Consider the following 2,500-nt stretch of genomic DNA (forward strand, 5'->3'; position numbering starts at 1 on the left):
GCGGGCTCTTTTGTATTTGGTTGCGGGGACAGGATTTGAACCTGTGACCTTCAGGTTATGAGCCTGACGAGCTACCGGGCTGCTCCACCCCGCGTCAACCCTAAGCAAGCGTTTGCTTGCATTCCCTAAGCAAGCGTTTGCTTGCGTTCCTAAGCAAGCGTTTGCTTGCGTTTTTGTGTAAGCCGAGGCCTACAGATAGGTATATGGCTGACCAAATGAAAGGGCCGCTTACGCGGCCCGTGATCCCTTGGCGGGCCATTTCATAAAGAGAAGATTTCTCTGCATCCGATTGGATGTGAGTTCAACGTGCGTTTGGCAGACCTGGCAGCGACCTACTCTCCCGCGTCTTGAGACGAAGTACCATCAGCGCTGGAGCGTTTCACGGCCGAGTTCGGAATGGGATCGGGTGCAGCCGCTCCGCCATAACCACCAGGTCGGCAAAACGCACGTTGTTCGAGAAGCTTTTTTGAGCGAATAGCCAATAGTGAGTAGCGAATAGGGACCCTATTTGCTGCTTTCTCTGAGCTGTTCGCTGGTCTTTTTTGTGCCTTTACAGTTCTTTTGGTCCTGGCGCCTTTCGAAGCGAAGCTTCGCAAGGTCGACCGACCGTCGGCGCTGATGCGCCGCACCCACGTAGCGCCGCCCGCAGGGCGGAACAAGCGTGAGTGAGAACATCTGACTTTGTCAGATGAGCATAAGGAATGAGAACGATCAAGCCGATCGAACTATTAGTACCGGTAAGCTTCAAGCGTTGCCGCTCTTCCACACCCGGCCTATCAACGTGGTCGTCTTCCACGGTTCTCAGGGAATACTCGTTTTAAGGTGGGTTTCCCGCTTAGATGCCTTCAGCGGTTATCCCGTCCGGATATAGCTACCCTGCTATGCGGCTGGCGCCACAACAGGTCCACCAGAGATCCGTCCATCCCGGTCCTCTCGTACTAGGGACAGATCCTTTCAATATTCCTACACCCACGGCAGATAGGGACCGAACTGTCTCACGACGTTCTGAACCCAACTCACGTACCGCTTTAAATGGCGAACAGCCATACCCTTGGGACCTGCTCCAGCCCCAGGATGCGATGAGTCGACATCGAGGTGCCAAACAACCCCGTCGATATGGACTCTTGGGGGTCATCAGCCTGTTATCCCCGGCGTACCTTTTATCCGTTGAGCGATGGCCCTTCCACGCGGGACCACCGGATCACTATGACCGACTTTCGTCTCTGCTCGACTTGTCAGTCTCGCAGTCAGGCAGGCTTATGCCATTGCACTCAGCGAACGATTTCCGACCGTTCTGAGCCCACCATCGCGCGCCTCCGTTACTCTTTAGGAGGCGACCGCCCCAGTCAAACTACCCACCATACATTGTCCCGGACCCGGATAACGGGCCGCGGTTAGACATCCATAGTAATAAGGGTGGTATTTCAAGGGTGGCTCCACCTGAGCTGGCGCCCAGGTTTCAAAGCCTACCACCTATCCTACACATGCCACTACGAATGCCAATGTAAAGCTATAGTAAAGGTGCACGGGGTCTTTCCGTCTAACCGCAGGAACCCCGCATCTTCACGGGGAATTCAATTTCACTGAGTCTATGCTGGAGACAGCGGGGAAGTCGTTACGCCATTCGTGCAGGTCGGAACTTACCCGACAAGGAATTTCGCTACCTTAGGACCGTTATAGTTACGGCCGCCGTTTACTGGGGCTTCGATTCAGAGCTTGCACCCCTCCTCTTAACCTTCCAGCACCGGGCAGGCGTCAGACCCTATACGTCGTCTTGCGACTTCGCAGAGCCCTGTGTTTTTGATAAACAGTCGCTACCCCCTGGTCTGTGCCACCCTCCTCTACTTGCGTAGAAAAGGGTCACGCTTCTTCCGAAGTTACGCGTGCAATTTGCCGAGTTCCTTCAGCATAGTTCTCTCAAGCGCCTTGGTATACTCTACCAGACCACCAGTGTCGGTTTCGGGTACGGTTTATAAGGAGGAGCTATTTCCTGGAACCACGCAGCAGCCCGTTCAATCCGATAAGATTGGACTACCTCAATGATCCGTCACTACCTCCAAGCCCACGAATATTAACGTGGTTCCCATCGACTACGCGTTTCCGCCTCGTCTTAGGGGCCGGCTAACCCTGCTCAGATTAGCTTTAAGCAGGAACCCTTGGTCTTTCGGCGGGGGAGTCTCTCACTCCCCTTACGTTACTCATGTCAGCATTCGCACTTCTGATACCTCCACCACCCCTCACGGGTATGGCTTCATCAGCTTACAGAACGCTCCGCTACCGCTTGGCCCTTGCGGACCAAACCCTAAGCTTCGGTGTATGGCTTTAGCCCCGTTACATTTTCGGCGCAAAGACCCTTATTTAGACCAGTGAGCTGTTACGCTTTCTTTAAATGATGGCTGCTTCTAAGCCAACATCCTGGTTGTTTTGGGATCCTCACATCCTTTCCCACTTAGCCATAACTTGGGGACCTTAGCTGTAGGTCAGGGTTGTTTCCCTTTTC

Annotated in this window: 1 tRNA gene and 2 rRNA genes (1 of these 3 cut by a window edge); all 3 read right to left on the bottom strand. The window is 53.9% G+C overall.

From position 1 onward, the window contains the following. Positions 1-17: 17 nt before the first annotated feature. Positions 18-94, bottom strand: a tRNA-Met gene (locus tag NKK51_RS32230). A 225-nt stretch (positions 95-319) separates the two neighbouring features. Beyond that, positions 320-434: ribosomal RNA gene (gene rrf / locus NKK51_RS32235) — 5S ribosomal RNA — on the bottom strand. A 273-nt stretch (positions 435-707) separates the two neighbouring features. Beyond that, positions 708-2,500, bottom strand: a 23S ribosomal RNA gene (locus tag NKK51_RS32240) (it continues 1,029 nt past the right edge of the window).

Origin of the sequence: Mesorhizobium sp. M0011 (genome assembly GCF_040324155.1) — a bacterium.
GTDB lineage: Bacteria > Pseudomonadota > Alphaproteobacteria > Rhizobiales > Rhizobiaceae > Mesorhizobium.